General features: G+C 62.2%; 25 protein-coding genes and 1 pseudogene. 11 read left to right on the plus strand and 15 right to left on the minus strand.

Going from position 1 to position 24976, the window contains the following annotated elements:
- Positions 1 to 49 precede the first annotated feature (49 nt).
- From J4E08_RS01825 to J4E08_RS01840, 4 genes are all read left to right on the plus strand, one after another.
- Positions 50 to 1051, plus strand: a complete 1002-nt coding sequence (locus J4E08_RS01825) for a carbohydrate ABC transporter permease (RefSeq protein WP_349537050.1) — start codon at positions 50 to 52, stop codon at positions 1049 to 1051.
- 18 nt (positions 1052 to 1069) lie between these two features.
- On the plus strand, positions 1070 to 2224 hold the full coding sequence (locus J4E08_RS01830; protein WP_183965065.1) for a carbohydrate ABC transporter permease: 1155 nt from the start codon (positions 1070 to 1072) through the stop codon (positions 2222 to 2224).
- Positions 2225 to 2312: 88 nt separating this feature from the next.
- Positions 2313 to 3959 carry an alpha-glucosidase gene (locus tag J4E08_RS01835; RefSeq protein ID WP_349537052.1) on the plus strand — a complete coding sequence of 549 codons (1647 nt, stop codon included), beginning with the start codon at positions 2313 to 2315 and terminating at the stop codon, positions 3957 to 3959.
- Positions 3960 to 4021: 62 nt separating this feature from the next.
- Positions 4022 to 5107 (plus strand): ABC transporter ATP-binding protein, encoded by a 1086-nt coding sequence (locus J4E08_RS01840; protein ID WP_349537053.1) that lies wholly within the window; start codon positions 4022 to 4024, stop codon positions 5105 to 5107.
- A gap of 45 nt (positions 5108 to 5152) precedes the next feature.
- Here J4E08_RS01840 and J4E08_RS01845 read toward each other — a convergent pair whose 3' ends face one another.
- Positions 5153 to 5509 (minus strand): rhodanese-like domain-containing protein, encoded by a 357-nt coding sequence (locus J4E08_RS01845; protein WP_349537054.1) that lies wholly within the window; start codon positions 5507 to 5509, stop codon positions 5153 to 5155.
- A 155-nt stretch (positions 5510 to 5664) separates the two neighbouring features.
- Here J4E08_RS01845 and uvrA point away from each other — a divergent pair, with 155 nt between their 5' ends.
- Positions 5665 to 8553 carry an excinuclease ABC subunit UvrA gene (uvrA, locus tag J4E08_RS01850; RefSeq protein WP_349537055.1) on the plus strand — a complete coding sequence of 963 codons (2889 nt, stop codon included), beginning with the start codon at positions 5665 to 5667 and terminating at the stop codon, positions 8551 to 8553.
- Between the two features lie 67 nt (positions 8554 to 8620).
- Here uvrA and J4E08_RS01855 read toward each other — a convergent pair whose 3' ends face one another.
- The 12 genes and pseudogenes from J4E08_RS01855 to J4E08_RS01910 all read right to left on the minus strand — a co-directional run bounded on the left by J4E08_RS01855 (position 8621) and on the right by J4E08_RS01910 (position 19832).
- Positions 8621 to 9655: a hypothetical protein gene (locus J4E08_RS01855; RefSeq protein ID WP_349537057.1), complete on the minus strand. Its 1035-nt coding sequence runs from the start codon at positions 9653 to 9655 to the stop codon at positions 8621 to 8623.
- A gap of 106 nt (positions 9656 to 9761) precedes the next feature.
- The gene (locus J4E08_RS01860; protein WP_349537058.1) at positions 9762 to 9962 is read right to left on the minus strand and encodes a YgaP family membrane protein; all 201 of its coding nucleotides are present in this window, start codon (positions 9960 to 9962) and stop codon (positions 9762 to 9764) included.
- Positions 9963 to 10054: 92 nt separating this feature from the next.
- Positions 10055 to 10405, minus strand: coding sequence for an excinuclease ABC subunit A (locus tag J4E08_RS01865; RefSeq protein ID WP_349537059.1), 351 nt, complete (start codon positions 10403 to 10405; stop codon positions 10055 to 10057).
- Between the two features lie 105 nt (positions 10406 to 10510).
- Entirely contained in the window at positions 10511 to 11386 is an 876-nt protein-coding gene (gene mmsB, locus J4E08_RS01870; RefSeq protein ID WP_349537445.1) for a 3-hydroxyisobutyrate dehydrogenase, read from the minus strand.
- A 30-nt stretch (positions 11387 to 11416) separates the two neighbouring features.
- A pseudogene (locus tag J4E08_RS01875) lies at positions 11417 to 12427 on the minus strand (enoyl-CoA hydratase/isomerase family protein); the annotation flags it as partial.
- A gap of 80 nt (positions 12428 to 12507) precedes the next feature.
- The gene (locus tag J4E08_RS01880) at positions 12508 to 13647 is read right to left on the minus strand and encodes an acyl-CoA dehydrogenase family protein (RefSeq protein ID WP_349537060.1); all 1140 of its coding nucleotides are present in this window, start codon (positions 13645 to 13647) and stop codon (positions 12508 to 12510) included.
- A gap of 94 nt (positions 13648 to 13741) precedes the next feature.
- Positions 13742 to 14770, minus strand: a complete 1029-nt coding sequence (locus J4E08_RS01885) for a sodium:calcium antiporter (protein ID WP_349537061.1) — start codon at positions 14768 to 14770, stop codon at positions 13742 to 13744.
- Between the two features lie 76 nt (positions 14771 to 14846).
- Positions 14847 to 15101 (minus strand): GlsB/YeaQ/YmgE family stress response membrane protein, encoded by a 255-nt coding sequence (locus J4E08_RS01890; protein WP_183965048.1) that lies wholly within the window; start codon positions 15099 to 15101, stop codon positions 14847 to 14849.
- A 107-nt stretch (positions 15102 to 15208) separates the two neighbouring features.
- On the minus strand, positions 15209 to 16339 hold the full coding sequence (locus tag J4E08_RS01895; RefSeq protein WP_183965046.1) for a glycosyltransferase: 1131 nt from the start codon (positions 16337 to 16339) through the stop codon (positions 15209 to 15211).
- Between the two features lie 66 nt (positions 16340 to 16405).
- Complete coding sequence (locus J4E08_RS01900) at positions 16406 to 17530, minus strand: carboxylate-amine ligase (protein ID WP_349537062.1); 1125 nt, start codon at positions 17528 to 17530, stop codon at positions 16406 to 16408.
- Between the two features lie 75 nt (positions 17531 to 17605).
- Entirely contained in the window at positions 17606 to 18043 is a 438-nt protein-coding gene (locus J4E08_RS01905; protein ID WP_349537063.1) for a hypothetical protein, read from the minus strand.
- 292 nt (positions 18044 to 18335) lie between these two features.
- Positions 18336 to 19832, minus strand: coding sequence for a CoA-acylating methylmalonate-semialdehyde dehydrogenase (locus J4E08_RS01910; protein WP_183965040.1), 1497 nt, complete (start codon positions 19830 to 19832; stop codon positions 18336 to 18338).
- Positions 19833 to 19925: 93 nt separating this feature from the next.
- Between J4E08_RS01910 and J4E08_RS01915 the strand changes: the two genes are divergently transcribed.
- The 6 genes from J4E08_RS01915 (at position 19926) to J4E08_RS01940 (ending at position 23614) form a co-directional block, all read left to right on the plus strand.
- Entirely contained in the window at positions 19926 to 20834 is a 909-nt protein-coding gene (locus J4E08_RS01915; protein WP_349537064.1) for a LysR family transcriptional regulator, read from the plus strand.
- An 83-nt stretch (positions 20835 to 20917) separates the two neighbouring features.
- A complete protein-coding gene (locus J4E08_RS01920) occupies positions 20918 to 21352 on the plus strand; it encodes a CBS domain-containing protein (protein ID WP_183965036.1) in 435 nt (144 codons plus the stop codon).
- A 132-nt stretch (positions 21353 to 21484) separates the two neighbouring features.
- Positions 21485 to 21976, plus strand: coding sequence for a pantetheine-phosphate adenylyltransferase (gene coaD, locus J4E08_RS01925; protein ID WP_183965034.1), 492 nt, complete (start codon positions 21485 to 21487; stop codon positions 21974 to 21976).
- Complete coding sequence (locus J4E08_RS01930) at positions 21973 to 22779, plus strand: alpha/beta fold hydrolase (protein WP_349537065.1); 807 nt, start codon at positions 21973 to 21975, stop codon at positions 22777 to 22779. The genes coaD and J4E08_RS01930 overlap by 4 nt, the downstream gene beginning before the upstream one ends.
- Positions 22780 to 22939: 160 nt before the next feature.
- Positions 22940 to 23101: a DUF1127 domain-containing protein gene (locus J4E08_RS01935; protein ID WP_183965030.1), complete on the plus strand. Its 162-nt coding sequence runs from the start codon at positions 22940 to 22942 to the stop codon at positions 23099 to 23101.
- A 114-nt stretch (positions 23102 to 23215) separates the two neighbouring features.
- The gene (locus tag J4E08_RS01940) at positions 23216 to 23614 is read left to right on the plus strand and encodes a thiol-disulfide oxidoreductase DCC family protein (RefSeq protein WP_349537066.1); all 399 of its coding nucleotides are present in this window, start codon (positions 23216 to 23218) and stop codon (positions 23612 to 23614) included.
- A gap of 53 nt (positions 23615 to 23667) precedes the next feature.
- Here the strand turns inward: J4E08_RS01940 and gap are convergent, their stop codons facing one another.
- Together gap and J4E08_RS01950 are read right to left on the minus strand one after the other, a co-directional pair.
- Positions 23668 to 24669, minus strand: coding sequence for a type I glyceraldehyde-3-phosphate dehydrogenase (gene gap, locus J4E08_RS01945; protein WP_183965026.1), 1002 nt, complete (start codon positions 24667 to 24669; stop codon positions 23668 to 23670).
- A 127-nt stretch (positions 24670 to 24796) separates the two neighbouring features.
- Entirely contained in the window at positions 24797 to 24940 is a 144-nt protein-coding gene (locus J4E08_RS01950) for a hypothetical protein (RefSeq protein WP_183965019.1), read from the minus strand.
- Positions 24941 to 24976: the final 36 nt, after the last annotated feature.

Here is a 24976-nt window from a genome sequence, read left to right on the forward strand (position 1 = left end):
CGCGGTCGCGGGGTGCCTTTGGCTGCCAATTGGGGGAGGAGAGCGGCTGATGCATCCGGCAATACAAGGTCTGATGACCATCGTGATCGGTGTGGGCGCCTGCGTCGCCTATTTCTATTTTTCCAACCAGTTGGTCGACCGTGTGCTGTTTCCCGCCAAGGGGCCGAACGCGGGGCGCAATATCAACCGCGCGAACATGGTGCGACCCTGGCTGTTCCTGTTTCCGGCGCTGTTCGCGCTGACGCTCTACCTGGCCTATCCGGTGGTCGAGACGCTGCGCCTGTCGATGACCGACCGCGATCAGGGTGGGGCATTTGTCGGTCTGGCCAACTACAGCCAGATGTTCTCTGAGCCGAAGTTCTGGGAGGCCATGACCAACAACATGCTGTGGCTGTTCGTTGTTCCAGCGATGTCCACGGCGCTGGGTCTGATCGTGGCCCAGCTGACCGACCGGCTGAGATGGGGCAATATCGCGAAATCGCTGATTTTCATGCCGATGGCGATCTCCTTTGTGGGGGCGTCGGTGATCTGGAAGCTGGTCTATGACGCGCGCCCGCCGGACACCGAGCAGATCGGCGTGTTGAATGCCATGTACGTCTGGTTCAGCGGCAATGATCCGCAGCAATGGCTGACCATGCCGTTCTGGAACAACTTTTTCCTGATGGTGGTTCTGATCTGGATCCAGACCGGCTTTGCCATGGTGATCCTGTCGGCGGCGCTGCGCGGCATTCCCGAAGAAACCATCGAGGCCGCCATCGTGGACGGGGCCGGGCCGTTCCAGATATTTTTCAAGATCAAGGTGCCGCAGATCTACCCGACCATCATGGTGGTCTGGACGACGATCACGCTGGTGGTGCTGAAAATCTTTGACATCGTGTTTGCCATGACCAACGGCCAGTGGGGCACGCAGGTTCTGGCCAACTACATGTTCGACAAGCTGTTCCGTGCCAATGACTGGGGGGTGGGGTCGGCCTCTGCCATCGTCATCATGGTCTTGGTGACACCAATTCTGGTCTGGAACGTGGTGCAGGCGCGCCGCGAGATGCGCTGAGCCGCGAGAGGAAACCTGATGGACAATATCGCTGGATCGAAGTCCTCGCTGAGCTGGGCGGTGAATATCTCTGTGGTGCTGATCGTGGCGCTCTGGCTGTTCCCGACCGTGGGGCTGTTCGTGTCGTCGTTTCGCACGGCGGACCAGATCGCCACGACCGGCTGGTGGAAGGCCCCCTTTGCCGCCGAGCAGAACCTGACGCTGCGCACGGGGTCGCCGGAGACGCAGGTGCAGGACGGCGATGTCTGGGTGATCGAGGGCAACCTGTTCGACGAGGAGGGCGTGGAGCCTGCGCCGATCTCGGTCTGGGGCACGTCCTCGCGCGATGTGGGGGCTTACGCGGCGGGCGAGACCGCCGAGACCCGCGCCGGCGAGCGCGTCACCGTGCAGGAGAACGGCGACTACCGGATGGAAGCGCCCGAGCAGATCGAGGGGCGGCGCGGGCAGCGGGTGTTTGTCACCGCGCTGGTGCCGCCGGAGTTCACGCTGGCCAACTACCAACAGGTGCTGTTCAGCGACAATGCGACGGACAGCATGGCCAAGGCGTTTTTCAACACGCTGACCGTGACGATCCCGGCGACGATCATACCCATCGTGGTGGCGGCGTTCGCGGCTTATGCCCTTGCGTGGATGGACTTTCCGGGGCGCGCGCTGCTGATCGCCTTTGTGGTGGGGCTGTTGGTGGTGCCCTTGCAACTGGCGCTGATCCCGCTCCTGAAGCTGCACTTGCAGATCGGCATCGGCAAGGGCTACCTTGGGGTGTGGCTGGCGCATACGGCTTTTGGCCTGCCCCTGGCGATCTATCTGCTGCGCAACTACATGGCCGGTCTGCCGCGCGATATCATCGAAAACGCGCGGGTGGACGGGGCCACCGAGTTTCAGATTTTCACCAAGATCATCCTGCCGTTGAGCTATCCGGCGCTGGCGTCGTTTGCGATCTTTCAGTTCCTGTGGACGTGGAACGATCTGTTGGTGGCGAAGGTTTTCCTGATTGATGCGACAGGTCAAACCACCGTGATGACCAACCAGATCGTTGAATTGTTGGGCACGCGCGGGGGCAATTGGGAAATCCTTGCCACGGCGGCCTTTGTCAGCATTGCAGTCCCGCTGTTCGTGTTCTTTGCAATGCAAAGGTATCTCGTGCGTGGCTTGCTGGCGGGATCGGTGAAATAGAGGTTAACCATGCCTTGGGCGGCTGTCCGAGGCGAAAGACGGGCCCGTGCGAGCCAGACCTCCCGGCCCGGAACAGGAAAGACATTTTATGAAAGAGCAGACAATCGACCCGAAATCCGTGGACAAGGATTGGTGGCGCGGTGCGGTGATCTATCAGATCTATCCGCGCAGCTATCAAGACAGCAATGGTGACGGCATCGGGGATCTGAACGGCATCACCGGACGCCTGCCGCATATCGCGTCGCTTGGCGTGGATGCGATCTGGATCTCGCCGTTTTTCACCTCGCCGATGAAGGATTTCGGCTACGACGTCAGCGATTACTGCGACGTTGACCCGATGTTCGGCACGCTGTCGGACTTCGACGTGCTGGTGGAGACGGCGCATTTCTACGGCATCAAGGTGATGATCGACCTCGTGCTGTCGCACACCTCGAACGAGCATCCGTGGTTCCTTGAAAGCAAGTCGTCGCGCGACAATCCGAAGGCGGATTGGTACGTCTGGGCCGATCCCAAGCCCGATGGCACGCCGCCGACGAACTGGCTGTCGATCTTTGGCGGGCCGGGCTGGCAGTGGCATCCGGGGCGGGAGCAGTATTTCCAGCACAACTTCCTTGTCGAGCAGCCGGACCTGAACCTGCACAACCCGGAGGTGCAGGATGCCTTGCTGGCGTCGGTGCGGTTCTGGCTGGATCGCGGGGTGGATGGCTTCCGTCTGGACACCATCAACTTTTACTTCCACGACCTCGAGCTGCGCGACAACCCCGGCCTGCCGCCGGAGGAGCGTGACGATTCCATCGCGCCGAAGGTCAACCCGTACAACCACCAGCTGCACCTGTATGACAAGAACCGGCCGGAGAACCTGGCTTTTCTGGAGCGGTTCCGCGCGTTGCTGGATGAATACCCGGCGGCAACGGCCGTGGGCGAGGTTGGCGATGCCCAGAAGGGGCTGGAGATCATGGGCGAATATACTGCCGGTGATAACCGCGTGCACATGTGCTATTCGTTTGAATTCCTCGCCAATCACCGCCCCTCGGCGGAGCGCGTCGTGAACGTCATGGAGATGGTCGACGAGAAGGTGCCGGACGGCTGGGCCTGCTGGGCCTATTCCAACCACGATGTGGTGCGGCACCCGACGCGCTGGGATCTGCCACCTGCGGCCAGCCGGGCGATGAACACGCTGATGATGTGCCTGCGCGGGTCGGTCTGCATCTATCAGGGCGAAGAGCTGGGTCTGGGCGAGGCGGATGTGCCGTTCGAGGATCTGCAAGACCCCTACGGCATCGAGTTCTGGCCGGAGTTCAAGGGCCGCGACGGGTGTCGTACGCCGATGGTCTGGGACAACAGCAGCCAGAACGGCGGCTTCTCGGCAGAGAGACCGTGGCTGCCGGTGTCGCATCAACACCTGCCGTTGGCGGTGTCCGAGCAGGAGAACGATCCCGGCGCGCTGTTGCACCACTATCGCCGGACGATCGGATTCCGCCATGCGCACAAGGCCCTGAAGAAGGGTGCGCATTCCAAGGTCGCGGCAACGGGCAGCGTGGTGCATTTCACCCGGACGCATGAAGACGAGACGATCTTTGTCGCGGTGAACCTGTCCGGAGAACCCGCAACGATCGACGCACCGGCGGGGGAATGGCACCAGATTGGCCAGGAGCTTGGCAGCGCTGCACCGGGGTGGGACGGCAAGCTGCATCTTGGGCCGTGGCAGCCGGCGTTGGCGTTGAAGGCGCAGTAGACTTCAGTCGCGTTCGCCGCAGCATCGAGCCTGTGGCGGACGCGCATCAAAGGGGGAGAGAGATGGCGGGACTGAAACTTACAGATGTCGAGAAGACATACGGCGGCGCGGTCAACGTGTTGCGCAACATCAATCTGGACATCGAACCGGGGGAGCTGATCGTGTTTGTCGGTCCCTCGGGCTGTGGCAAGTCGACGCTGCTGCGCATGATTGCGGGGTTGGAAAAGATCACCGGTGGCACGCTGGAAATTGACGGCCAGGTGGTGAACGATGTGCCGCCGGCGCAGCGCGGCATCGCCATGGTGTTTCAGTCCTACGCGCTTTATCCGCATATGACGGTGCGCGAGAACATGGCCTTTGCGTTGAAACTGGCCAAGCAATCGCCCGAGCAGATCGACGCGGCGGTGAACCGCGCGGCGAAGATGTTGCAGCTTGATCCCTACCTTGATCGCCTGCCCAAGGCGCTGTCCGGTGGGCAGCGCCAGCGGGTGGCCATCGGGCGGTCCATCGTGCGGGACCCGAAGGTGTTCTTGTTCGACGAACCCTTGTCGAACCTGGATGCGGCGCTGCGTGTGGCGACACGGATCGAGATTGCGCAGCTCAAGGAATCCATGCCCGACCGGACGATGGTCTATGTGACGCACGATCAGGTGGAGGCGATGACGTTGGCCACGCGCATCGTGGTTCTGGCAAACAAGGGGATCGCGCAGGTTGGCCCGCCGCTGGAGCTGTATGAGCAGCCGCGCAACGAGTTCGTGGCGCAGTTCATCGGCTCTCCAGCGATGAACCTGCTGCCCGGCGAGGTGACCGCCACCGGGGCACAGACCCGTGTGACACTGGCCGGTGGCGGCGAGGTGCTGACCGATGTGCCCACCGAGGCCTCCGACATGGGGCGCACGGTGAATGTCGGCATACGGCCAGAGGATTTCACCCTGACCGACGCGCCGCCGGTGTTCACCGGAGAGGTGGAGATCACGGAGGCGCTTGGCGAGGTCACGTTGTTGTATTTCAAACCGCAAGGCGGCGCGGCGGTCATCGCCAAGCTGCCGGGCATCCACACGGGGATGCGCGGGCGGGGCGTGACGCTGACCGCCGAGCCGTCCAAGGTGCATCTCTTCGCTGACGGAGAGTCGTTGTTGTATCGGTGAGCGGTATTCCGGCGTGGGGCAGGGCGCTGCGAGGTGCCCTGTGCCTTAGTCGACGGCGCCCCCGGCACGGCGCCAATGCACCAGCCCGCCGATGTTGTGAACCTGTTCGTGACCGAGCCGCTGGAGCATCTGTTTGGCTTCGGCCGAGCGGGCCCCGGAGGCGCAGTAGACCGCGATGGGCTTACCCTGTTTCAGCTCCGGCTGGCATGTCGTGGACCGCGGGTCGGCGTATTTCCACAGGTTGGCGATGGGAATGTTCAGCGCGCCGCGCGCCTTTCTATGACGCAATTCGGATGGATCACGAATGTCGATCAATACGATGTCACCGGCGGCGTGGCGGGTCACAGCCTCCGCAGCGGTCATGGCGGCGACCTCTCGGCTGCGTTGCATGAATGCGAACATTTTCAGCCCCTCCTGTCGGGAACCATGAAATTGATCCATTCTGCAATATGAATGTAAACAGGAATCCTTGATGTTCGGTAAATGTTCCGCGACCCCCATTGGCGCGGTGCAGCATTTGCCCTATGTTTGGTCGGTCATGACTGCCGAGGACGCCAATGCCTGATCTCAAGCAAATCGAAGTGCGCGGCGCGCGCGAGCACAATTTGAAGAACATCGACGTGGATATTCCGCGCGATCAGCTGGTTGTCATCACCGGCCTGTCGGGATCGGGCAAATCCTCGCTGGCCTTTGACACGATCTACGCCGAGGGGCAGCGCCGCTACGTGGAATCGCTGTCCGCCTACGCGCGGCAGTTCCTCGACATGATGCAAAAGCCCGATGTGGATCATATCTCCGGCCTCAGCCCGGCGATTTCCATCGAGCAGAAGACCACGTCCAAGAACCCGCGCTCGACCGTTGGCACCGTGACCGAGATCTACGATTACATGCGTCTTCTGTATGCGCGGGTCGGCACGCCCTACAGCCCCGCAACCGGCCTGCCCATCGAGGCGCAGCAGGTGCAGGACATGGTTGACCGCGTCATGGGTCTGGAGGAAGGCACACGCGCCTACCTACTGGCCCCCATCGTGCGCGACCGCAAGGGCGAGTACCGCAAGGAGTTCCTGGAGCTGCGCAAGCAGGGTTTTCAGCGGGTGAAGGTCAACGGCGACTTCTACGAACTGGACGAGCCGCCGACGCTGGACAAGAAATTCCGCCATGACATCGACGTCGTGGTGGACCGGGTCGTGGTGCGCGACGGGATGCAGACGCGGTTGGCGGACAGCTTTCGCACGGCGCTGGATCTGGCGGATGGGATCGCCATTCTGGAAACCGCGCCCAAGGCGGAGGACGGCGAGGACGCGGCCACCCCGGAACGCATGACGTTTTCTGAGAATTTCGCCTGTCCGGTGTCGGGGTTTACCATCCCCGAGATCGAACCGCGGCTGTTTTCGTTCAACGCGCCGTTTGGGGCCTGCCCGGAGTGTGACGGTCTTGGCGTCGAGCTGTTCTTTGACGAACGGCTGGTGGTGCCGGATCAGACACTGAAGATCAAGGACGGTGCGCTGGCTCCGTGGCGCAAGGGCAAGTCGCCCTATTTCATCCAGACCATCGACAGCCTGGCCAAGCACTATGAGTTCGACAAGAACGCCCGGTGGAAAGATCTGCCCGCCCATGTGCAGCAGGTGTTCCTGCATGGTTCCGGCGATGAGGAGATCATGTTCCGCTACGATGAGGGCGGGCGCATTTACAACGTGGAACGCGTGTTCGAAGGGGTGATCCCCAACATGGAACGCCGCTACCGCGAGACGGATTCCAACTGGATCCGCGAAGAGTTCGAACGCTATCAGAACAACCGCCCATGCGGGACCTGTGACGGCTATCGTCTGCGCGAGGAGGCCCTGGCGGTCAAGATCGGTCCCCAGGACGATCTGCGTCACGTGGGGCAGGTGGTCGAGATGTCGATCAAGCAGGCCTTTGACTGGTGCGAAACCGTGCCCGCAGCGCTGACCAAGCAGAAGAACGAGATCGCCCGCGCCATTCTGAAGGAGATCCGCGAGCGGCTAGGGTTCCTGAACAACGTGGGCCTGGAATATCTGACTTTGTCGCGCAACGCGGGCACGTTGTCGGGCGGTGAAAGCCAGCGTATCCGGTTGGCGAGCCAGATCGGGTCGGGGCTGACCGGGGTGCTGTATGTGCTGGACGAGCCGTCCATCGGCCTGCACCAGCGCGACAACTCGCGGCTGTTGGAAACGCTGAAAAGCCTGCGCGATCAGGGCAATACCGTGATCGTGGTGGAGCACGACGAAGAGGCGATCCGCGAGGCGGATTACCTGTTCGACATTGGACCGGGCGCCGGGGTGCACGGTGGCCAGGTGGTGTCGCATGGCCTGCCGATGGACGTGCAGAACGACCCGAACAGCATCACGGGCCAGTATCTTGCCGGAACGCGCGAAATCGCAGTGCCGTTGAAGCGGCGCAAGGGCAACAAGAAGAAGATCAAGGTCGTCAACGCGACGGGCAACAACCTGCAAAACGTGACGGCGGAGTTCCCGCTGGGCAAGTTTGTCTGTGTGACGGGCGTGTCGGGGGGCGGCAAGTCGACGCTGACCATTGAGACGCTGTTCAAATCGGCCTCGATGGCGCTGAACGGCGCGCGTCAGACACCGGCCCCTTGCGAGACGATCAAGGGGTTGGAGCATCTCGACAAGGTCATCGACATCGACCAGCGGCCCATCGGGCGCACGCCGCGTTCGAACCCTGCGACCTACACCGGGGCGTTCACGCCGATCCGCGACTGGTTCGCCGGTCTGCCGGAGGCAAAGGCGCGCGGGTACAAGCCGGGACGCTTCTCCTTCAACGTCAAGGGTGGGCGGTGCGAGGCCTGTCAGGGCGATGGCGTCATCAAGATCGAGATGCACTTTTTGCCCGACGTCTACGTGACCTGCGAGACCTGCAAAGGGGCGCGCTACAATCGCGAAACTTTGGAAATTCAGTTCAAAGGCAAGAGCATAGCCGACGTTCTTGATATGACGGTTGAAGATGCGCAGGAGTTCTTCAAGGCGGTGCCGAGCATCCGCGACAAGATGGACGCGCTGATGCGGGTGGGCCTTGGCTACATCAAGGTCGGCCAGCAGGCGACGACCTTGTCGGGCGGTGAGGCGCAGCGGGTGAAGCTGTCCAAGGAGCTGGCAAAACGATCCACGGGGCGGACGCTGTATATCCTCGATGAGCCAACCACGGGCCTGCACTTCGAGGATGTGCGCAAGCTGTTGGAGGTGCTGCACGAGCTGGTGGAGCAGGGCAATTCGGTCATCGTGATCGAACACAACCTGGATGTCATCAAGACGGCGGACTGGCTGATCGACATCGGCCCGGAAGGCGGTGATGGCGGTGGTGAAATCGTCGCCGTCGGCACGCCGGAACAGGTGGCCGAGGTGGAACGCTCGCACACCGGTCATTATCTGAAGCCGATGTTGCAGCCCAAGAAAGTCGCGGCTGAGTAGGTTTACCGCTCAGGCATGAAAAAAGGGACGCCGGTTTGGCGTCCCTTTGTCGTTTCGGGGTAACGGGTTAAAGGATCGCGCGTGCTACACGGATCAGCTGGAGTATTTCGTATTCGTCGTCGTTCATCCGCACGAGCTGGCCGTTGACCACGGCGTAGTTTTCTTCCGCGCCGAGTTGCGGCAAGCGGTAGAGGCTGATCAGCTCCTCTTGCGTCAGCGCGGCGGTCGGCGCGATGGGCAGGCTGTCGCTGAGACCGTCGATCTGCGCCATCTGATTGACCAGCAGAAGCGATGTGTAATCTTCCTCGTCCAGCAACACCGGCAGGCCGTCGATCAGGCCGTAGCGCTGCCCTGAGGGCGCGGGGCCGAGATTGAAAAGTTCTGCGATGTCATCGGATTGGAGCAACAGCAGGTCTGGTTCCGGCACCACATCGCGGTCATTCCATGCCTCGCGACTCTCTACCCAGATCTCGTCATAGCGGTCGCGATCGTAAGATGCCCATTCGTCGAAGGTCACGCCTTTCTTGGCGAGGCCCGGGGGCACGCAGGGCGGGTCTTTCTTGGCAAGCCCTGGCGGGCAGTTGGCGTAGGTGATCAGCTCATCCTCGGGTGTGTCAGCCACCACCAGTTGCGACGATGCCAGACCGAGAGCTGTCGCGCCGAGCACGGTCAGCATATCACGGCCACTGGGCGCAGAAGTTGAAAAGAGGCGGGTTGCTGTTTCCTGGCGCTCTTCGGGGGTGAAGGCGCGGCGGAGTTTTGCGCTGGGGTTGTTTTCTGCGGCGTTCGCAGAACCGTTGCCCTTGCCCTTGTCGGCTTTGACCTTTTCAGGCTTGCCGTTAGCCTTGGCTTTCTTGGGCTTGTCTTTGCCCTTCGGGCCCTTGTCCTCATGTTTAGGACCGTGGTTTTTCTTCACCTTTTTGGCGTGGCCCTTGGCTTTGCCGTTGCCCTTGTCATCCTTGCCTTTTGCAAGCCAGATGTCGGCTTGGGCAGCGGCGTCGCTGGGCAACGAGATGCCCCTGTGCATTTGAATAGGCGCGGCGGAGAGCGCGGTGGAGGACATGGCAAAGGCCACGGCTCCACCCATGAGAAGTTTGTACATGCGTTGGACCTTTCTTTGAGAGATCAACGCGATGTGATCGGGAACCGTTCCCTGATCGCAGGTCTCCACCGCCCGTTTTGAGAGCATTCGGCGTCGTCTGCTTATGTCACTTTCGACTGCTGGTGTTGATGCCGAGCAAGCTGTAGGGCGGGCACGTGCCCAAAGCCGCGGTCGCGAGCATGACGGCGCCGACACCTCCGGCGATCCATGCCCAAGCGCCAGCCAGGCTCGTAACGGCGAGCAAAATGAGCACAACGCCCAGGATGCTTCGGATGAGGCGGTCGGCCTGTCCCATGTTCTTTGTCATGTCATCACTCCCAATCTGTTTTCTGAGATCAGAGTAAATCATGTATGAGAATTTGAATATGACATGGATCAAGCGACCTTGCGTCTGTCGGGTCAGTTCGCCAGCGCGGCGACGGCTCCGATGACATCCAGAACCTCTTTGGTGTGGCGATCAACGCGGTAGATCTGATCGTTGACGCGGTAATACGCGCGATGCGGATTGAGACCGTATTGGCTTGGGTCATCAATGCGGCGGTATTCGCCAGAGAGACGGTCACCCGGAGCCAGCACAATGATGTCTGCATGGTCATTTGAGGCCGGCTGCTTTTTCGCCTGACCGGGGGCCATGCATCCATTGTTCTTTTGCGCCAGACCTTGAGGACACCCAGCGGAGCCCGCCTGGGCGGCGATGGGCATCGACAGTGTGGCGACGGCGAGGGTGGCAGCGGTCAGTGTCCGAAACATGGAACGATTCCTTTGACAGGGACGATTTGCAAGAAATGCGCCCGTCCGGGAAACCGTTCCATAAGTGCTTTGCCGCTCAGCGATTTGGCGCTGAGCGGCAGGCAATCATTCGCCGCGTTTGCGTGCGGCGAGCCGGGGCAACATGGCGGAGAAGTCGCGGCCCTTGCCATCCTCGGCCTCGACGAATTGGCGGTAGAGTTCGCAGGCGGCTTCCCCCATGGGGGTATCGGCATCTGCGGCTTCGGCGGCTTGTTGGCTGAGGCGCAAATCCTTCAGCATCAGATCGGCGGCGAAGCCCGGTTTGTAGTCGTTGTCCGCCGGGGATTGCGGACCGACGCCCGGCGCGGGGCAGTAGGCGTTCATCGACCACGAGTACCCCGATGAAGTAGAGACCACGTCGAACATCGCCTCACGCGAGAGACCCAGCTTGTCCGCGAGCGAGAACGCCTCGCAGGTGGCGATCATGGTGACGCCAAGGATCATGTTGTTGCAGATCTTGGCCGCCTGACCGTTGCCGGAGGCGCCGCAGTGCACGGCTTTTTGCCCCATGATGTCGAACAGCGGCTTGCCGATGGCAAAGGCGTCGTCGGAGCCGCCGACCATGAAGGTGAGCGTGCCGCCCGCCGCGCCGCCAATGCCGCCGGAGACAGGCGCGTCCAGCGCGAGCAGCCCCGATTGCGTGCAGAGCTCGGCCACGGCGCGGGCGGAGTCCACGTCCACGGTGGAGCAATCGAGCAGCACCGCGCCCTTGGCCATGTGCGGGATGATGTCGGCGGCGACGTCACGCAGGATCTGACCGTTTGGCAGCATGGTGATGACCACGGCGGCGTCCTTGACGGCCTTGGCCGCTGTGTCGGCCATGGTCACGCCCTCGGCAGTGGTGCCGGCCACGTCAAAGCCTGTGACGGTGTGGCCTGCCTTGGCGAGGTTGGCGGCCATGGGCGCGCCCATGTTGCCCAGTCCGATAAAGGCGATGTTCATGCTGCTCTCCTTGAAATCCAATGTGTCTTTGCCCAGCGGCATCAGCATTTTCGACACCGCCACCGTGGGCAGATTGTCGAGGGTGTGACGCCAGTGCGGGGTCTTGTCCTTGTCGATGATGGCGGCGCGGATGCCTTCGAGAAAATCGCCATGCTCCATGATGCGGTGGCTGACGCGATATTCGAGTTCGAGCGCCTTGCGAATGTCGAGCGAGGGGCCGCGCAGGCGGTGGATCATCTCCAGCGTCATGGCCATCGACAACGGCGAGAGTTTCTCCAGCGTGGCGAGGGTTTCGGCCGCAAAATCCGATGTGCCGTGGCGCAGCAGGTTGATGACATCTGTCAGCGTCTCCCCGGCGAAGAGGGCGTCGATCTGCGATTGCTGGTCGGCGAGGGCGCTGGTGGGCGGGGTCTGCGCGGCTTGGGTGAGCGCGTCGGTCTGGCCGGTCTCGGACAGGGTGGTCTTGAGCGTGGGCCACGCGTCTTCAGGGATGTAGAGATCGGCAAAACCCGCGTGGATCGCATCACCGGCGGTCATGCGGTGGGCGGTGAGGCCGAGGTATTCGCCCAGGCGGCCCGGCGCCTTGGCCAGACGGTAGGTGCCGCCCACGTCCGGGATGAAGCCGATGGAAACCTCCGGCATCGCAATCTTTGAGGTGTCGCCGACAATGCGGTGGCTGACATGGCCGCCAAGCCCTACGCCGCCGCCCATGGTGAACCCCTGCAGGAACGAGACGATCGGCTTGGGGTATTCTGCCAGCTTGGCGTTGAGGCGGTACTCCTCGCGCCAGAACGTGCGGGCAAAGTCCGGGTTGCCCGCGATGCCGCTGCGGTACATCTGCGCGATGTCGCCGCCGGCGCAGAAGGCCTTTTCTCCCTCGGCGTCGAGGATCACCAGCGCGACGGAGTCATCAGTGCGCCAGGCGTCGATGGCCTGTTCGATGGCCAGACACATGTCGTGGGACAGGGCGTTCAGCGCCTTTGGCCGGGTGAGGGTGATGTGGCCAGCCTGGCCGGTGGTACGGATGTGCAGATCGCTCATGTCGGGCCTTTAAGGTGTGGTTGGACCGGGACGCTGCCCCGGACCCCGGAGGTATTTGTAACGCAGAGAAACGGAATGGCTCAGCTGGCCAGCATCTGGCGCGCGACGATCAGGCGCATGATTTCATTGGTGCCTTCGAGGATCTGGTGCACGCGCAGATCGCGGACCAGTTTTTCGATGCCGTAATCCGCGAGGTAGCCGTATCCGCCGTGCAATTGCAGGCATTGATCCACGGTTTTGGAGCCCGCCTCGGTGACGAACTTCTTGGCCATGGCGCAGAACTTGGTGGCGTCAGGCGCGCCGGTATCGAGCTTCCAGGCGGCCTGACGCAGGAAGGTGCGGGCGGCCTGCAGTTCGATTTCCATATCCGCAAGGCGGAATTGCAGCGCCTGAAACTGGTCGATGGATTGGCCGAAGGCACGGCGTTCGGACATGTATTGCAGCGTCATGGTGAGCGCGGTCTGCGCCGCGCCGAGCGAGCAGGCGGAGATGTTCAGGCGGCCGCCGTCCAGCCCGGCCATGGCGTATTTGAAGCCTTTGCCTTCTTCGCCGAGCAGGGCGGTTGCCGGGACGTGGCAGTCGTCGAACTGCACCTGCCGGGTGGGTTGGCTTTTCCAGCCCATTTTTTCCTCCAGCCCCCCGAAGGAAAGGCCCTTGGTGCCGTCCTCCACGTACAGGGTGGAGATGCCTTTGGGGCCGTCCGCGCCGGTGCGGGCCATGACAATATAGGCATCCGAATAGCCGCCGCCGGAGATGAAGGCCTTGGTGCCGTTGAGGGTGTAGCCCTGATCGGTCTTTGCGGCGCGGGTTTTCAGGGCGGCGGCGTCAGAGCCGGACCCGGGTTCGGTCAGGCAGTAGCTGAGCACGGTTTCCATGCTGAGCGCCTTTGGCAGAACGCGGGCTTTGAACGCGTCGTCCGCAAAGCTGTCGATCATGCGGGCGCACATGTTGTGGATCGACAGGAAGGCCGCGACAGACGGGCAGGCCATGGAGAGCGCCTCGAACACGAGCGTGGCGTCGAGACGGCTGAGACCTGCGCCACCGGATTCCTCGGAGACATAGAGCCCGCCGAAGCCCAGGTCCGCCAGCTGGGGCCAGAAATCTTTGGGGATGGTGCCATCGGCTTCCCATTGGCGGGCATGTGGCGCGATGTGTTCCTGCCCGAAGGCATGCGCCATGTCGAAAATTGCCGATTGTTCCTCTGTCAGCGCAAAATCCATTTCTGACCCTCCCATGCCGTGGGGCCGCTGGGGCGGCTCCGTAAATGAACGCTTGTTCAGATTAGGCAGGGAGGGGCGCAGATTGCAAGGTGTGTCAGGCGAGGACTTCGACAGCGACGGCGCTGGCATAGATGCAGATCATCACCACGGATTCGACGCCGATGCGGGCCGGACCGCGCCGTTGGCGCAGCACGAGACCCGCGAGCAGAACGGCCGTCATCAACAGGCCCGTGGCAAGCCAGTACAGATCGGTGAGGCCGACGGCGTTGTAGATCGACCCATCGCGGTAGGCCACGTCGGAGAACACGAGGAACAGCGTGTCGAAGGTGTTGCCGCCGATGATCCCGCCCACGGCCAGCTGCAACGCGCCCTTGCGCACGGCGACAATGGTGGTGACCAGTTCGGGCAGGGAGGTGACGACGGCGGTCAGCAGCGCGCCGACAAGCGAGGACGAAAGCCCGAAGCGGGTGATGAAGCTTCCGCCGATCTGGCTGATGACCCATCCCGCCAGCCCCATCAGCGTCACCAAAGCGATGAAGATCATGGCGGGACGCTTGGCGGATTTGTTTTGTTCGGTATCGTCCTCGGGTTCGTCGTGGCGGGTGTCTCTGGTTTCCACCGGGGTCCACATGGGGTCCTCGGCGACGGTGGAGGACAGCCGCACGCCATAGAGATACGCGAGGAAAATCAGAACGCTCACGGGATGGATGCCGAGGAAGGAGACGTCAGGGCCCGCCATGGCCAACACCGGGAAGGCCAGCAGGATGATGAGCATCACCGCCTGAAACAGGTTGGCAGGTTCGGCGGCGGCATGTTCGAGATTGGCGCCCTTCCACAGCATGTCCGCCAGCGCGAGGAACAGCGTTTGGGCCGCGATGCCGCCGACGGCATTGGAGACGGCGAAACTGGCGTCACCTGAGTTGGCCGCCGTGACAGAGACCACCACGCCCGACAGCGACGTCGCGCCGCCGAGGATCAGGCCACCGGCCATGGCTTCGCCGATGCGGGTGCGGTCGGCGATGGTGTCGGCAAGGTGGGTGGCGCGGATCGAGGCAAAGATCACAACCGCTCCGGCGGCGGCAAAAATCAGCAGGACGATCGGAAGGGAGAGATCAGAGAACATGGGCACTTTCATATGAAAAACGCGCCGGCCGAGGGCCGACGCGCATTGGTCGTTCTATAAAGTATCTACTGAAATATCAGGCTCGGCCACGTACGGCGCGTGCGATAAAGATCAGAGCGCAGGCACCGATGAAGCCGATGATCAGCTGACCGATCCAGCCGCCAAGCGTGGTGCCCACGACGGCCATCAGGATGGCGTTGAGGATCACGGCACCCACGATGCCAAGAATGATGTTCATGATGAGGCCCATGTTGGAATGCATGAACTTTTCTGCAAGCCAACCTGCAATGCCGCCGATGATGATAGCTGCGAACCAACCGAGTCCGGTCATGATGTATCTCCTAGATGTATCTATGCCGAACCAATCCGGCGTCTGGGGATACAACGAGGAACCGTGCAGAATGTTCCCGTTATTTTGCCGTAAATTACAAGGTGCTGTCAGGCGAGGGTTTTGCGCAGGATGTCCTCGACCCGTGCGAGCCCCTTGGCGTTGTCGAATTTTTCCTCGGCGGTTCGGCGCGCTGCGGTGGCCATGGCGGAGCGGTCGGGCATGTCGAGGATGTGGGCGATCTGGCGTGCAAATCCGGCTTCGTCCCACTCGTCGACCAGCAGCCCGTTTGTGCCGTCCTCGACCGCTTCGGGGATGCCCGCATGGCGGGTGGACAGGGTGATGCAGCCGGATGCCAGCGCCTCCTGGATGGCGGTGGGGAGGCCTTCGGTGTTGCCGTCCTTGGCCGTAACGGAGTGTTGCAGGAACACTTCGGTATGGTGCAGGTGCTGGCGGACAACGTCATGCGGCTGGGCGCCGGTAAAGGTGATTTTGTCAGCGACGCCAAGGGATTGCGCCAGGTCCTTGCAGCGTTGCAACAGGGGGCCGTCACCGATGAAGGTCAGATGCGCGTCACGCTGCCGGGCGGCCTCGGCAAAGGCGCGCAGGGTGATTTCCGGCGCTTTCTTTTCGACCATGCGGCCCACGGCGAGGAAGCTGCCGGGGCGCTTTTCGCCGGGGGTAAAGCGGCGAATATCGACGCCGGAGGGCACGACGTGGGCATTGTCGTGGCGGATGCCATGGGCGGCAAGGTTGTCGAGCAGGAACTGGCTGACGGAAAACATGCCCGCGAGGCGGGGCATCATCAGCTTGTATGACCGCACGCGCTGTTTGACGCGCAGCATCTTGGACGCGTCGGTGCCGCGCCAATAGGTGAAGATCGGGATGTTCAGGTCATTGGCCAGAGGCGCCAGAACGATCGCCTGTGTGCCGAATTCCGCAAGGATCACATCGACGTCCTGCGCCTTTATGAACCGGGCCAGAGCGCGGCGGTTGTCCCCGAAGGGCACGCGCGAGGTGGCGTGGGTCAGAGCGCCTGCCGCAATGGCGAAGGGTGCGCGGAAGGTGTCGGCGCGTGACAGCTTGGCGCGGCGCTCGAACAGCGGTTTTCCCAGCGGGTCCTGTCCATTGTGGCGGCCACAGATCACGCAGGTGTTGCCGCCGAACATGTGTTCGATGTGGCGATTGATGAAGGTCTCGCCCTGAACGAAGTAATCGGAAGTGGCGATGGCGACTGTCATGGGCGACCTCTGCAAGCTTTGGCGTTGCCTATCGCGCGGCGTTGCGGGCGACAAGGGGCGGGGCGTTCAGAGATCGGCGTGGAATTCGTCGATCAGATGGGTGACGACGGCGCGCATTTGGCTGTCTGCGTCCGCGCCGCTGTCGCGTGCGGCATTGCGCACCGCCAATTGCCGGGTGGCGGAGGTGGCTTTGACCATGTCGCGGGCGCGGTGCAGCTCGGAGGCGCAGCCGAGCACGCCTGCGTCTTCTTCGAGCAGGTCGATCAGTTCCTCGACCAGTTCCGGGAAAGGCACGATCTCGCCGCGACCGTAGTCGATCAGCCCTTCGGTGGTGCCATAGCGTTGCGCGCGCCAGCGGTTTTCCTCGATCAGGAAGCGGTCGTAAACGCGCCAGCGCTGGTTTTTGACCCGCAACCGCCAGAGCATCCGCATCAGGCATTGGTTGATCGCCGCCAGTGTCAGCGCGTGCTCCATGCGCGGCTGCACATCCATGATCCGCGTTTCCAAGGTGGGAAACCGGGACGACGGGCGCAGATCCCACCAGATCTTGGAACTGTCTTCGATCACGCCGAGGTCCACGAGCAATTGCACCGAGCGATCAAATTCCGCCCAGGTGGAAAATTGCGGTGGCAGGCCGGTGCGGGGCAGGTTGTCGAAGACCGAAATGCGGTAGGAGGCCAGCCCGGTGTCTTCGCCCTGCCAGAACGGCGAGGAGGTCGAGAGCGCCAATAGATGCGGCAGGAAGTAGCTTGCCTGTCGCATCAGGTCGGCGCGCAGGGCGTTGTCGTCCAGGCCGACATGCACATGCATCCCGCAGATCAACATGCGGCGGACCACACCGCCGAGGTCGCGGCCAAGCTGATTGTAGCGATCCTTGTCCGTGGGGGTCTGTTTTTTCCAATCCGCGAGCGGATGGCAGGAGGCCGCGATGGGGGCGAGCCCGTGGTCTGCCGCGCGGGTGAGGACAGCGCTCCGCAGACGTTTGAGGTCGTCGCGGGCGTCGTTGATTGTGGCGCAGGGCTTTGTCCCGATTTCGACCTGACATTGCAGGAACTCGGGGCTGACCTGATCCCCCAGGTCCTGCGTGAGGGCCGTCATCAGGGATTTTGGCGCCTCGACCAGAGCGCACGTGGTGGGATCGACCAGCAGGTATTCTTCTTCGATGCCGATGCTGAACGCCGGTGTGATCATTTCTTGGTCCCCCATACCCCCGACGGTGCGCGGAGCAGGATCAGGAAAGCAGGTTCCGGCGCGACGGACAAGCGTTCAGGCGAGGGGAGCGAGAACGCCAAGTTCGCGCGCAAGGTCATCCAGGCTGGTCTGGGGCATGTTGGCGGCGGCGAGCGCGTCCGCCTCTGTCCGAAGTATCTGAAATTCAAACGTGCTGACCGGTTCGATGACTTGCTGCATCATCCGTGCCATGCCAAAGATCAAATCGTTTTTGGCATAGATGATCGAGCGTGCGCTATTCGGAAAGGCACGAAAGCAGGGCAGGAGCCGTTCTACGGCCACGATGATGCCGAGACAGGTGGCATCTATTCCCTCAAGCTGGCGTGTGTCCGAGAGCATGAGGTAGTCCGGCCGAAAATCAGGGTGCGCCACATACGCGCGGAATGTTACGGCACAGTCCTGGACCGTGATCTGGTTGAAAAAGCGAAAATACGTCAGATTTCGGTCCGGATGGACCGTGAATTCAATCGTCATCACGTGGCCCCCTGGGCGTAGGCACGCCGCACACGAAAAGCACCTCACTAAATACCGTATAGCGGTAAAAATTCATGACAAGTTTATAAATATTTCAGAGATATTCGGCATGCGGTGCAAATTGGCCCAACCGGTTAAAAGGTAAGAGGAAAACCGGAGGCCTCTTGATGTCACCATGCTTTCAAGAAAATGCTTGGCCGGGGCAAGCGCCTAAAGAAAAGGCGTGCCGCGGGTCATCGGCACGCCTGAAACGGTTTGGCCGGGGCGGTGCGGGACCGCCCCGAAGCCGCGATCAATCCATCGCTTTGAAGTTGAACTCGCCGCCTTCCTTGATGCCGGAGAACCAGCGCGCGGTGACGGTTTTGGTCTTCGTGTAGAAGCGGAAGGCGTCCGGGCCGTATTGGTTCAGGTCGCCGAATGCGGATTTCTTCCAGCCGCCAAAGGTGTGGTACGACAGCGGCACCGGGATCGGGAAGTTGATGCCGACCATGCCCACATTCACACGGTGCGCAAAATCGCGCGCGGTGTCGCCGTCAGCGGTGTAGATCGCTGTGCCGTTGCCGTAGGGGTTGTCCATCACAAGGTTCAGCGCGTCCTCGTAGGTGTCGGCGCGCACGGTGGTCAGAACCGGGCCAAAGATCTCTTCCTTGTAGATGTCCATGTCGGGCGTGACATTGTCAAACAGCGACGGACCACAGAAGAAGCCGTTCTCGTAGCCCTGCAGCTCGAAACCACGGCCGTCGATCAGCAGGTCCGCGCCCTGGTCAACGCCAGAGGCGATCAGACCTTCGATGCGCTGTTTGGCCTGCGCGGTGATGACGGGGCCGTAGTCCATCTCCTGGTCGGAGTTGTAGGGGCCGACGCGCAGCTTTTCGACGCGGGGTTTCAGCGCATCAATCAGCTTGTCTGCGGTTTCCTGACCCACGGGAACGGCCACGGAGATCGCCATGCAGCGTTCGCCTGCCGCGCCAAAGCCGGCACCGACCAGCGCGTCTGCGGCTTTGTCGATGTCGGCGTCGGGCATGATGATCATGTGGTTCTTGGCACCGCCAAAGCACTGTGCGCGCTTGCCGTTGTTCGCGGCGCGGCCATAGATGTACTGGGCGATGGGCGTGGAGCCGACAAAGCCCACGGCGGCCACGTCTTCGTGATCGAGGATCGCGTCAACCACGGTCTTGTCACCGTTGACGACTTGCAGCACGCCATCGGGCAGACCGGCTTCCTGTAGCAGCTCGGCGAGGCGCAGCGCGGTGGAGGGCACACGCTCGGACGGCTTGAGGATCATGGCGTTGCCGGAGGTCAGCGCCGGGGCCATTTTCCACAGCGGGATCATGGCGGGGAAGTTGAACGGCGTGATGCCAGCAACGACGCCCAGCGGCTGGCGCATGGACCACAGGTCGATGCCGGGGCCGCCGTTGTCGGTGAATTCACCCTTGAGCATGTGCGGCGCGCCCATGCAGACTTCGACCACTTCGAGGCCACGCTGCACGTCGCCCTTGGCGTCGGGAATGGTCTTGCCGTGCTCGCGCGACAGCATCTCGGCCAGCTCATCCATGTGCTCGTTGATGAGCGCACCGAATTTCATCATGACGCGGGCGCGGCGCTGCGGGTTGGTGGCGCCCCATGCCTTTTGTGCTTCGACCGCTTTGGCCACGGCATCGTTCAGCTCGTCCACGGTCGACAGCGGCGTTTTCGCCTGCACTTCGCCGGTGGCGGGGTTGAAGACGTCGGAATGGTTGCCGGACGTCGATTTGACGTGGGCGCCGTTGATCCAGTTCGTGAGTTCCATAGGGGTTCCTCCTGTGAAGTTGCGTGGACCATACTCTTGCAAAATTGCCGTGCACAGGTGCAATCTGGCAAAGAGGCTTTGCAAAAATGCAGGATGAGTGATGTGGACTGGGACGATTTACGGGTTTTTCTGAGCGTCGCACGCGGTGAAAGCCTGTCGGCCGCGGGCAAGCTGTTGCGTATGGACCCGGCCACGGTGGGGCGGCGGATCGCTAGGCTGGAGCAGGTCATGGGGGCGGCGCTGTTTGTCAAAAGCCCGCAAGGCTATGCGCTGACGGAGGCCGGGACCCGTCTGGTGGCCCATGCGGAATCGGCGGAGCAGGCGGCGCTGATGGCGGCGGAGGCGGTGCAGGGTCGGTCGGAAGGGCTGTCCGGGCAGATCCGCATCGGCGCACCGGATGGCTGTGCGAACTTTCTGCTGCCGCAGGTCTGCGCCCGCATCGCACAGGCCAATCCGGATCTGGAGGTGCAGATCGTTGCCCTGCCGCGGCTGGTGAACCTGACGCGGCGCGAGGCGGATATGGCGATCACTGTCTCGCGGCCCACGGCGGGGCGGTTGGTGGTGCAAAAGGTGGCCGACTACAAGCTGCATCTGGCGGCGAGCGGAGACTACCTTGACGCGCATCCGCCGATCCGCTGCCGCGCCGATCTGACCGGGCATCGGATCGTCGGCTACATTCAGGACATGATCTTTGACAAGGAACTGGATTACCTGGCGGAGCTGGGCCTGACGGAAGTGCCGCTGGCGTCCAATTCGGTCGCTGTGCAATTCCACTGGCTTCGGCAGGGCGCGGGCCTTGGCGTGGTGCATGATTTCAGTTTGCCGCTCGCACCGGGATTGCGCCGTGTGCTGCCTGACGAGCTGTCGCTGGTGCGCACGTTTTATCTGGTGCGCCACGAGGACGACCGACGGCTGGAGCGTATGAACCGCTTTGCGGAGGCGCTGGTCACCGGCATGCGCGCAGAACTTTTGCGTCTGGAAAGCGGTACCGAACAAACATGATAACCGCTCCTTAGGGTTTACTTGACAGCATGTCAGACCTGACACACGCTGATCACATACAGTCGTCGAAGAGGAGGAGCGCCATGCAGGTTCAACAGATCCTGAAGAGCAAAGGCGGAGTCGAAGTTTACACGGTCAAACCGGGAACGAAAGTTTCGGAGGCGGCCAAGATCCTTGCGGACAAACGGATCGGCACGGTGGTGATTTCGACCGACGGCAGCCATGCGGAGGGGATTCTGTCAGAACGTGACATCGTGCGTGTGCTGTCGCGCAAAGGTGGCAGTTGCATGGACGATTCGGTCGACGACTACATGACGGTAAAGCTGGTCACCTGCACGCTGGCCGATCGCGCTGATGATGTTCTGTCTACAATGACCGAGGGACGGTTCCGTCACATGCCCGTGGTCGAAGACGGGGTGATGGTCGGGCTCATCACCCTGGGCGACGTGGTCAAGGCGCGCCTGTCGGAGCTGTCGATGGAGCGTGATGCGCTCGAGGGCATGATAATGGGTCACTGAGGCAGGGCAAACGGGGCTGAACGGGCAGGGCTGCGCGGGCCGTTCTGGCTGCCGGTCCCGCTTTCCTGCTTGCATTCAGGTGCGCAATATTGTTGCGTGAGCGCAACTTACTGAAAGGCAAGGGAGCCTTCCATGCGCATCGGCCTCTACCCCGGCACATTCGACCCGATCACATTGGGACATCTTGATATCATCCGCCGAGGGGCGACGCTGGTGGACCGGCTGGTGATCGGCGTCGCGATCAATCGCGACAAGGGCCCTTTGTTCTCGCTCGATGAGCGGGTGGCCATGGTTGAGGCAGAATGTGCCACCATCGCCGCGGAGACCGGGACGGAGATCATTGCCCACCCCTTCGAGAACCTGCTGATTGATTGCGCCCGCGACGTGGGGGCATCGTTGATCGTGCGCGGCCTGCGGGCCGTGGCAGATTTCGAGTATGAATATCAGATGGTTGGCATGAACCGGGCGCTCGACCGATCGGTGGAGACGGTGTTCCTCATGGCCGAAGCCCAGCATCAGGCGATTGCCTCCAAGCTGGTGAAGGAAATCGCCCGGCTGGACGGGGACGTGTCCAAATTCGTAACGCCCGCGGTGCGCGACGCCTTGGTCAACAGGCTGAAATGATGCGGGGCCGCTGCGTTGCGTCGATTGGCGTTGGCGCGGCGGTGCTGGTCTATGCAGCCTATGCCATGTTGCTGGTCAGCGCGCATCGGGCGCTGGTCTATCCGTTTCACTCGCAAAGCACGCTGGATCTGCCGGGCTTTGCCCGTGCGGAGGTGTCTGGCGGGGCGGTCCCCGTGGTGGCCTGGGTACATGATGCCGGGGCGGGGGCACCCGTCGTGGTGTATTTCATGGGCAATGTCGGGGCTTTGCCGGCCTTCGAGGAAATGCTGTCGCATCATGCAGGTGCCGGGCGCAGCGTTGTGGCCATGGGTTATCGGGGCGGCGGCGGCGTGCCCGGCGCGCCGTCAGAAGAGACGCTGAAGGCCGATGCCCTGGTGTTGCTGGACGGCTTGCAGCAAGTGCTGCCGGAGCATGGGCCGATCGTGCTGCACGGGTATTCGATGGGCACGGGGCTGGCGACCTTTGCGGCGTCCGAGCGCGACGTGTCTGGGGTGCTGCTTGAGGCGCCTTATGCGCGGCTGTGCGAGATCATGGCGCGTCAGGCGTATGTGCCGGCCTGTTGGATCCCGGGCGTGGACCATTGGCGCAGCATTGACGCCGCGCGCCGGGTGGAGGAGCCAGCCCTGGTGGTACACGGGAAGTTGGATAGCGTGATCCCCTACGCGCACGGGCAGCGCATGGCGCAGGCTCTTCCGAATGGGGAACTGGTGCCGGTCCCGTCGGGCGGGCATGATATCCTGATGCAGCGGCCAGGGTATCTGGAGGCGATCGACAGCTTTTTCGACAGGGTGGCAAAGCGCTGATCCGCCCTGCACATAATGCAGATCAGAAGTTAACGTCACCCTTGGATGGCCATGCATTTTCTGCATGGCGACACGGACGTTCTGGCAATTGTGCTGCGGCGCAGCATGGCCCATGTTAGCGACAACAGAAACAAACATCCGCTGATATGAGGACCTGAACATGACTATGATTTCTTCCATCCGCTCCCGCATGGCAAAACACGCACAGTACCGTCGTACCCTGAACGAGCTGTACTCCATGACCGAAGCAGACATGCGTGACCTGAACATGGACCGCGCAGATATGTCCCGCATCGCGTACCAGGCGGTTTACGGCGGCTAAGTCGGACCGCCCCACTTTGTCATTCAAAAAGGCGTCGCTTCCCTGAGCGGCGCTTTTTCTTTGTCTGGGGTCGTGGCGCGCTACCTGATCAGCAACGGCACAGGAGGCTTGAGCATGACGCGGAACGAGACGCCAGAGGTGACGGTCTACTATGACGGAGCCTGTCCGCTGTGCTCTGCCGAAATCGGCCACTACCGGAAGCAGCCGGGCGCGGAGCGTTTGTGCTTTGTCGATGTGTCACGAGAGGATGTGGAGGTGGGGCCGGATCTGGACCCGGACGCGGCGCGTGGGCGGTTTCATGTGCGACGGGCCGATGGGACGTTGCAGTCTGGCGCGCGTGGGTTCGTTGCGATCTGGGCTCAGCTGCCGCGTTGGCGTTGGGCCGCAAAGCTGGCGCGTGTGCCGGGCGTGACGCCGGTGCTGGAAGGCGCGTATCGGGTGTTTTTGCCGCTGCGGCCCTGGTTGTCGCGCATGGCGGGGCGGTTTGGCTTCAACCCAGAAAACAACATCTGAAACGCAAAACGGGGCCGCTTGGGCCCCGCTTCGACAGGTCTGGCTGAGCCAGCTTAGATCAGTTTGCCCATGGCGACGGCTGTGTCGGACATACGGTTGGAGAAGCCCCATTCGTTGTCATACCACGTCAGGATGCGGCACATGGTGCCTTCCATGACCTTGGTCTGGTCGCAGTGGAAGATCGACGAATGCGGGTCGTGGTTGAAGTCCACGGAGACCAGCTGCTTGTCCGTGTAGCCCAGCACGCCTTTGAGCGGGCCGTCGGCGGCCTTGCGGATGGCGGCGTTGATTTCCTCCACCGTGGTGTCACGCGCGGCCTCGAACGTCAGATCGACGACGGAGACGTTCGGCGTGGGCACACGGATGGCAACGCCGTCCAGCTTGCCGTTGAGTTCGGGCAGAACGAGGCCCACGGCCTTGGCCGCACCGGTCGACGTCGGGATCATGGACAGAGCTGCCGCGCGGGCGCGGTACAGATCCTTGTGCATGGTGTCCAGCGTCGGCTGGTCGCCGGTGTAGCTGTGGATCGTGGTCATGAAGCCTTTGACGATGCCGATCTCGTCGTTGAGCACTTTGACAACGGGGGAGAGGCAATTGGTGGTGCAGGAGGCGTTGGACACAACCGTGTCCTCGGCGGTCAGCACGGAATCGTTGACGCCGAAGACGATCGTCTTGTCCGCGCCGGATGCCGGGGCGGAGACCAGAACGCGCTTGGAGCCGTTTTCGAGGTGCAGCGCGGCCTTGTCACGGGTGGCGAAGATACCGGTGCATTCCAGCGCCACGTCCACATTGCCCCAGGGCAGATCCTTGGGGTCGCGGATGGCGGTGACCTTGATCGGGCCACGGCCCACGTCAATCGAGTCGTCGGTGTGGGTCACTTCGACCGGGAAACGGCCATGCACGGAGTCGTATTGCAGAAGGTGGGCGTTGGTTTCCACGGGACCGAGGTCGTTGATAGCGACCACCTCGATATCGGTGCGGCCGGATTCGATAATGGCACGCAGCACGTTGCGGCCAATGCGGCCAAAGCCGTTGATGGCGACGGTGACGGTCATGGGAGGCTCCCCTTTCGATGGTCAGAAGGGCCGAAGTCGCGGAGGATGCGATACGGCGTTTTGTTTAGCGCTAACATGCATCTACCGGCGTCAAAGTCAACCCGAGCGACGCGTATCCACATCAGTCTCACCGCCAGAAGGCGAGGTAGTCAATGAGCCAATACAGCTTTCGCGCGAGGAACAGCGTGCCTTCGCCGTCGAACATCAAAAAATCGACACCAAAGAGGAGGGCGATCATCAGCCCCAGCACGATGGCGAGTTGATTGGTCATGAGGCGTGCTCCGTCAGGTCGGTCTGGTCATGACAG

Source organism: Sagittula sp. NFXS13, assembly GCF_040148795.1.
In the GTDB taxonomy this organism is placed as follows: Bacteria; Pseudomonadota; Alphaproteobacteria; order Rhodobacterales; family Rhodobacteraceae; genus Sagittula; species Sagittula marina.

Excerpts from the sequence above, each read along its gene's own strand:
- J4E08_RS01825 (WP_349537050.1), top strand. The coding sequence starts at position 50 with ATGCATCCGGCAATACAAGGTCTGATGACCATCGTGATCGGTGTGGGC.
- J4E08_RS01830 (WP_183965065.1), top strand. The coding sequence starts at position 1,070 with ATGGACAATATCGCTGGATCGAAGTCCTCGCTGAGCTGGGCGGTGAAT.
- J4E08_RS01835 (WP_349537052.1), top strand. The coding sequence starts at position 2,313 with ATGAAAGAGCAGACAATCGACCCGAAATCCGTGGACAAGGATTGGTGG.
- J4E08_RS01840 (WP_349537053.1), top strand. The coding sequence starts at position 4,022 with ATGGCGGGACTGAAACTTACAGATGTCGAGAAGACATACGGCGGCGCG.
- J4E08_RS01845 (WP_349537054.1), bottom strand. The coding sequence starts at position 5,509 with ATGTTCGCATTCATGCAACGCAGCCGAGAGGTCGCCGCCATGACCGCT.
- uvrA (WP_349537055.1), top strand. The coding sequence starts at position 5,665 with ATGCCTGATCTCAAGCAAATCGAAGTGCGCGGCGCGCGCGAGCACAAT.
- J4E08_RS01855 (WP_349537057.1), bottom strand. The coding sequence starts at position 9,655 with ATGTACAAACTTCTCATGGGTGGAGCCGTGGCCTTTGCCATGTCCTCC.
- J4E08_RS01860 (WP_349537058.1), bottom strand. The coding sequence starts at position 9,962 with ATGACAAAGAACATGGGACAGGCCGACCGCCTCATCCGAAGCATCCTG.
- J4E08_RS01865 (WP_349537059.1), bottom strand. The coding sequence starts at position 10,405 with ATGTTTCGGACACTGACCGCTGCCACCCTCGCCGTCGCCACACTGTCG.
- mmsB (WP_349537445.1), bottom strand. The coding sequence starts at position 11,386 with ATGAACATCGCCTTTATCGGACTGGGCAACATGGGCGCGCCCATGGCC.
- J4E08_RS01880 (WP_349537060.1), bottom strand. The coding sequence starts at position 13,647 with ATGGATTTTGCGCTGACAGAGGAACAATCGGCAATTTTCGACATGGCG.
- J4E08_RS01885 (WP_349537061.1), bottom strand. The coding sequence starts at position 14,770 with ATGTTCTCTGATCTCTCCCTTCCGATCGTCCTGCTGATTTTTGCCGCC.
- J4E08_RS01890 (WP_183965048.1), bottom strand. The coding sequence starts at position 15,101 with ATGACCGGACTCGGTTGGTTCGCAGCTATCATCATCGGCGGCATTGCA.
- J4E08_RS01895 (WP_183965046.1), bottom strand. The coding sequence starts at position 16,339 with ATGACAGTCGCCATCGCCACTTCCGATTACTTCGTTCAGGGCGAGACC.
- J4E08_RS01900 (WP_349537062.1), bottom strand. The coding sequence starts at position 17,530 with ATGATCACACCGGCGTTCAGCATCGGCATCGAAGAAGAATACCTGCTG.
- J4E08_RS01905 (WP_349537063.1), bottom strand. The coding sequence starts at position 18,043 with ATGACGATTGAATTCACGGTCCATCCGGACCGAAATCTGACGTATTTT.
- J4E08_RS01910 (WP_183965040.1), bottom strand. The coding sequence starts at position 19,832 with ATGGAACTCACGAACTGGATCAACGGCGCCCACGTCAAATCGACGTCC.
- J4E08_RS01915 (WP_349537064.1), top strand. The coding sequence starts at position 19,926 with ATGAGTGATGTGGACTGGGACGATTTACGGGTTTTTCTGAGCGTCGCA.
- J4E08_RS01920 (WP_183965036.1), top strand. The coding sequence starts at position 20,918 with ATGCAGGTTCAACAGATCCTGAAGAGCAAAGGCGGAGTCGAAGTTTAC.
- coaD (WP_183965034.1), top strand. The coding sequence starts at position 21,485 with ATGCGCATCGGCCTCTACCCCGGCACATTCGACCCGATCACATTGGGA.
- J4E08_RS01930 (WP_349537065.1), top strand. The coding sequence starts at position 21,973 with ATGATGCGGGGCCGCTGCGTTGCGTCGATTGGCGTTGGCGCGGCGGTG.
- J4E08_RS01935 (WP_183965030.1), top strand. The coding sequence starts at position 22,940 with ATGACTATGATTTCTTCCATCCGCTCCCGCATGGCAAAACACGCACAG.
- J4E08_RS01940 (WP_349537066.1), top strand. The coding sequence starts at position 23,216 with ATGACGCGGAACGAGACGCCAGAGGTGACGGTCTACTATGACGGAGCC.
- gap (WP_183965026.1), bottom strand. The coding sequence starts at position 24,669 with ATGACCGTCACCGTCGCCATCAACGGCTTTGGCCGCATTGGCCGCAAC.
- J4E08_RS01950 (WP_183965019.1), bottom strand. The coding sequence starts at position 24,940 with ATGACCAATCAACTCGCCATCGTGCTGGGGCTGATGATCGCCCTCCTC.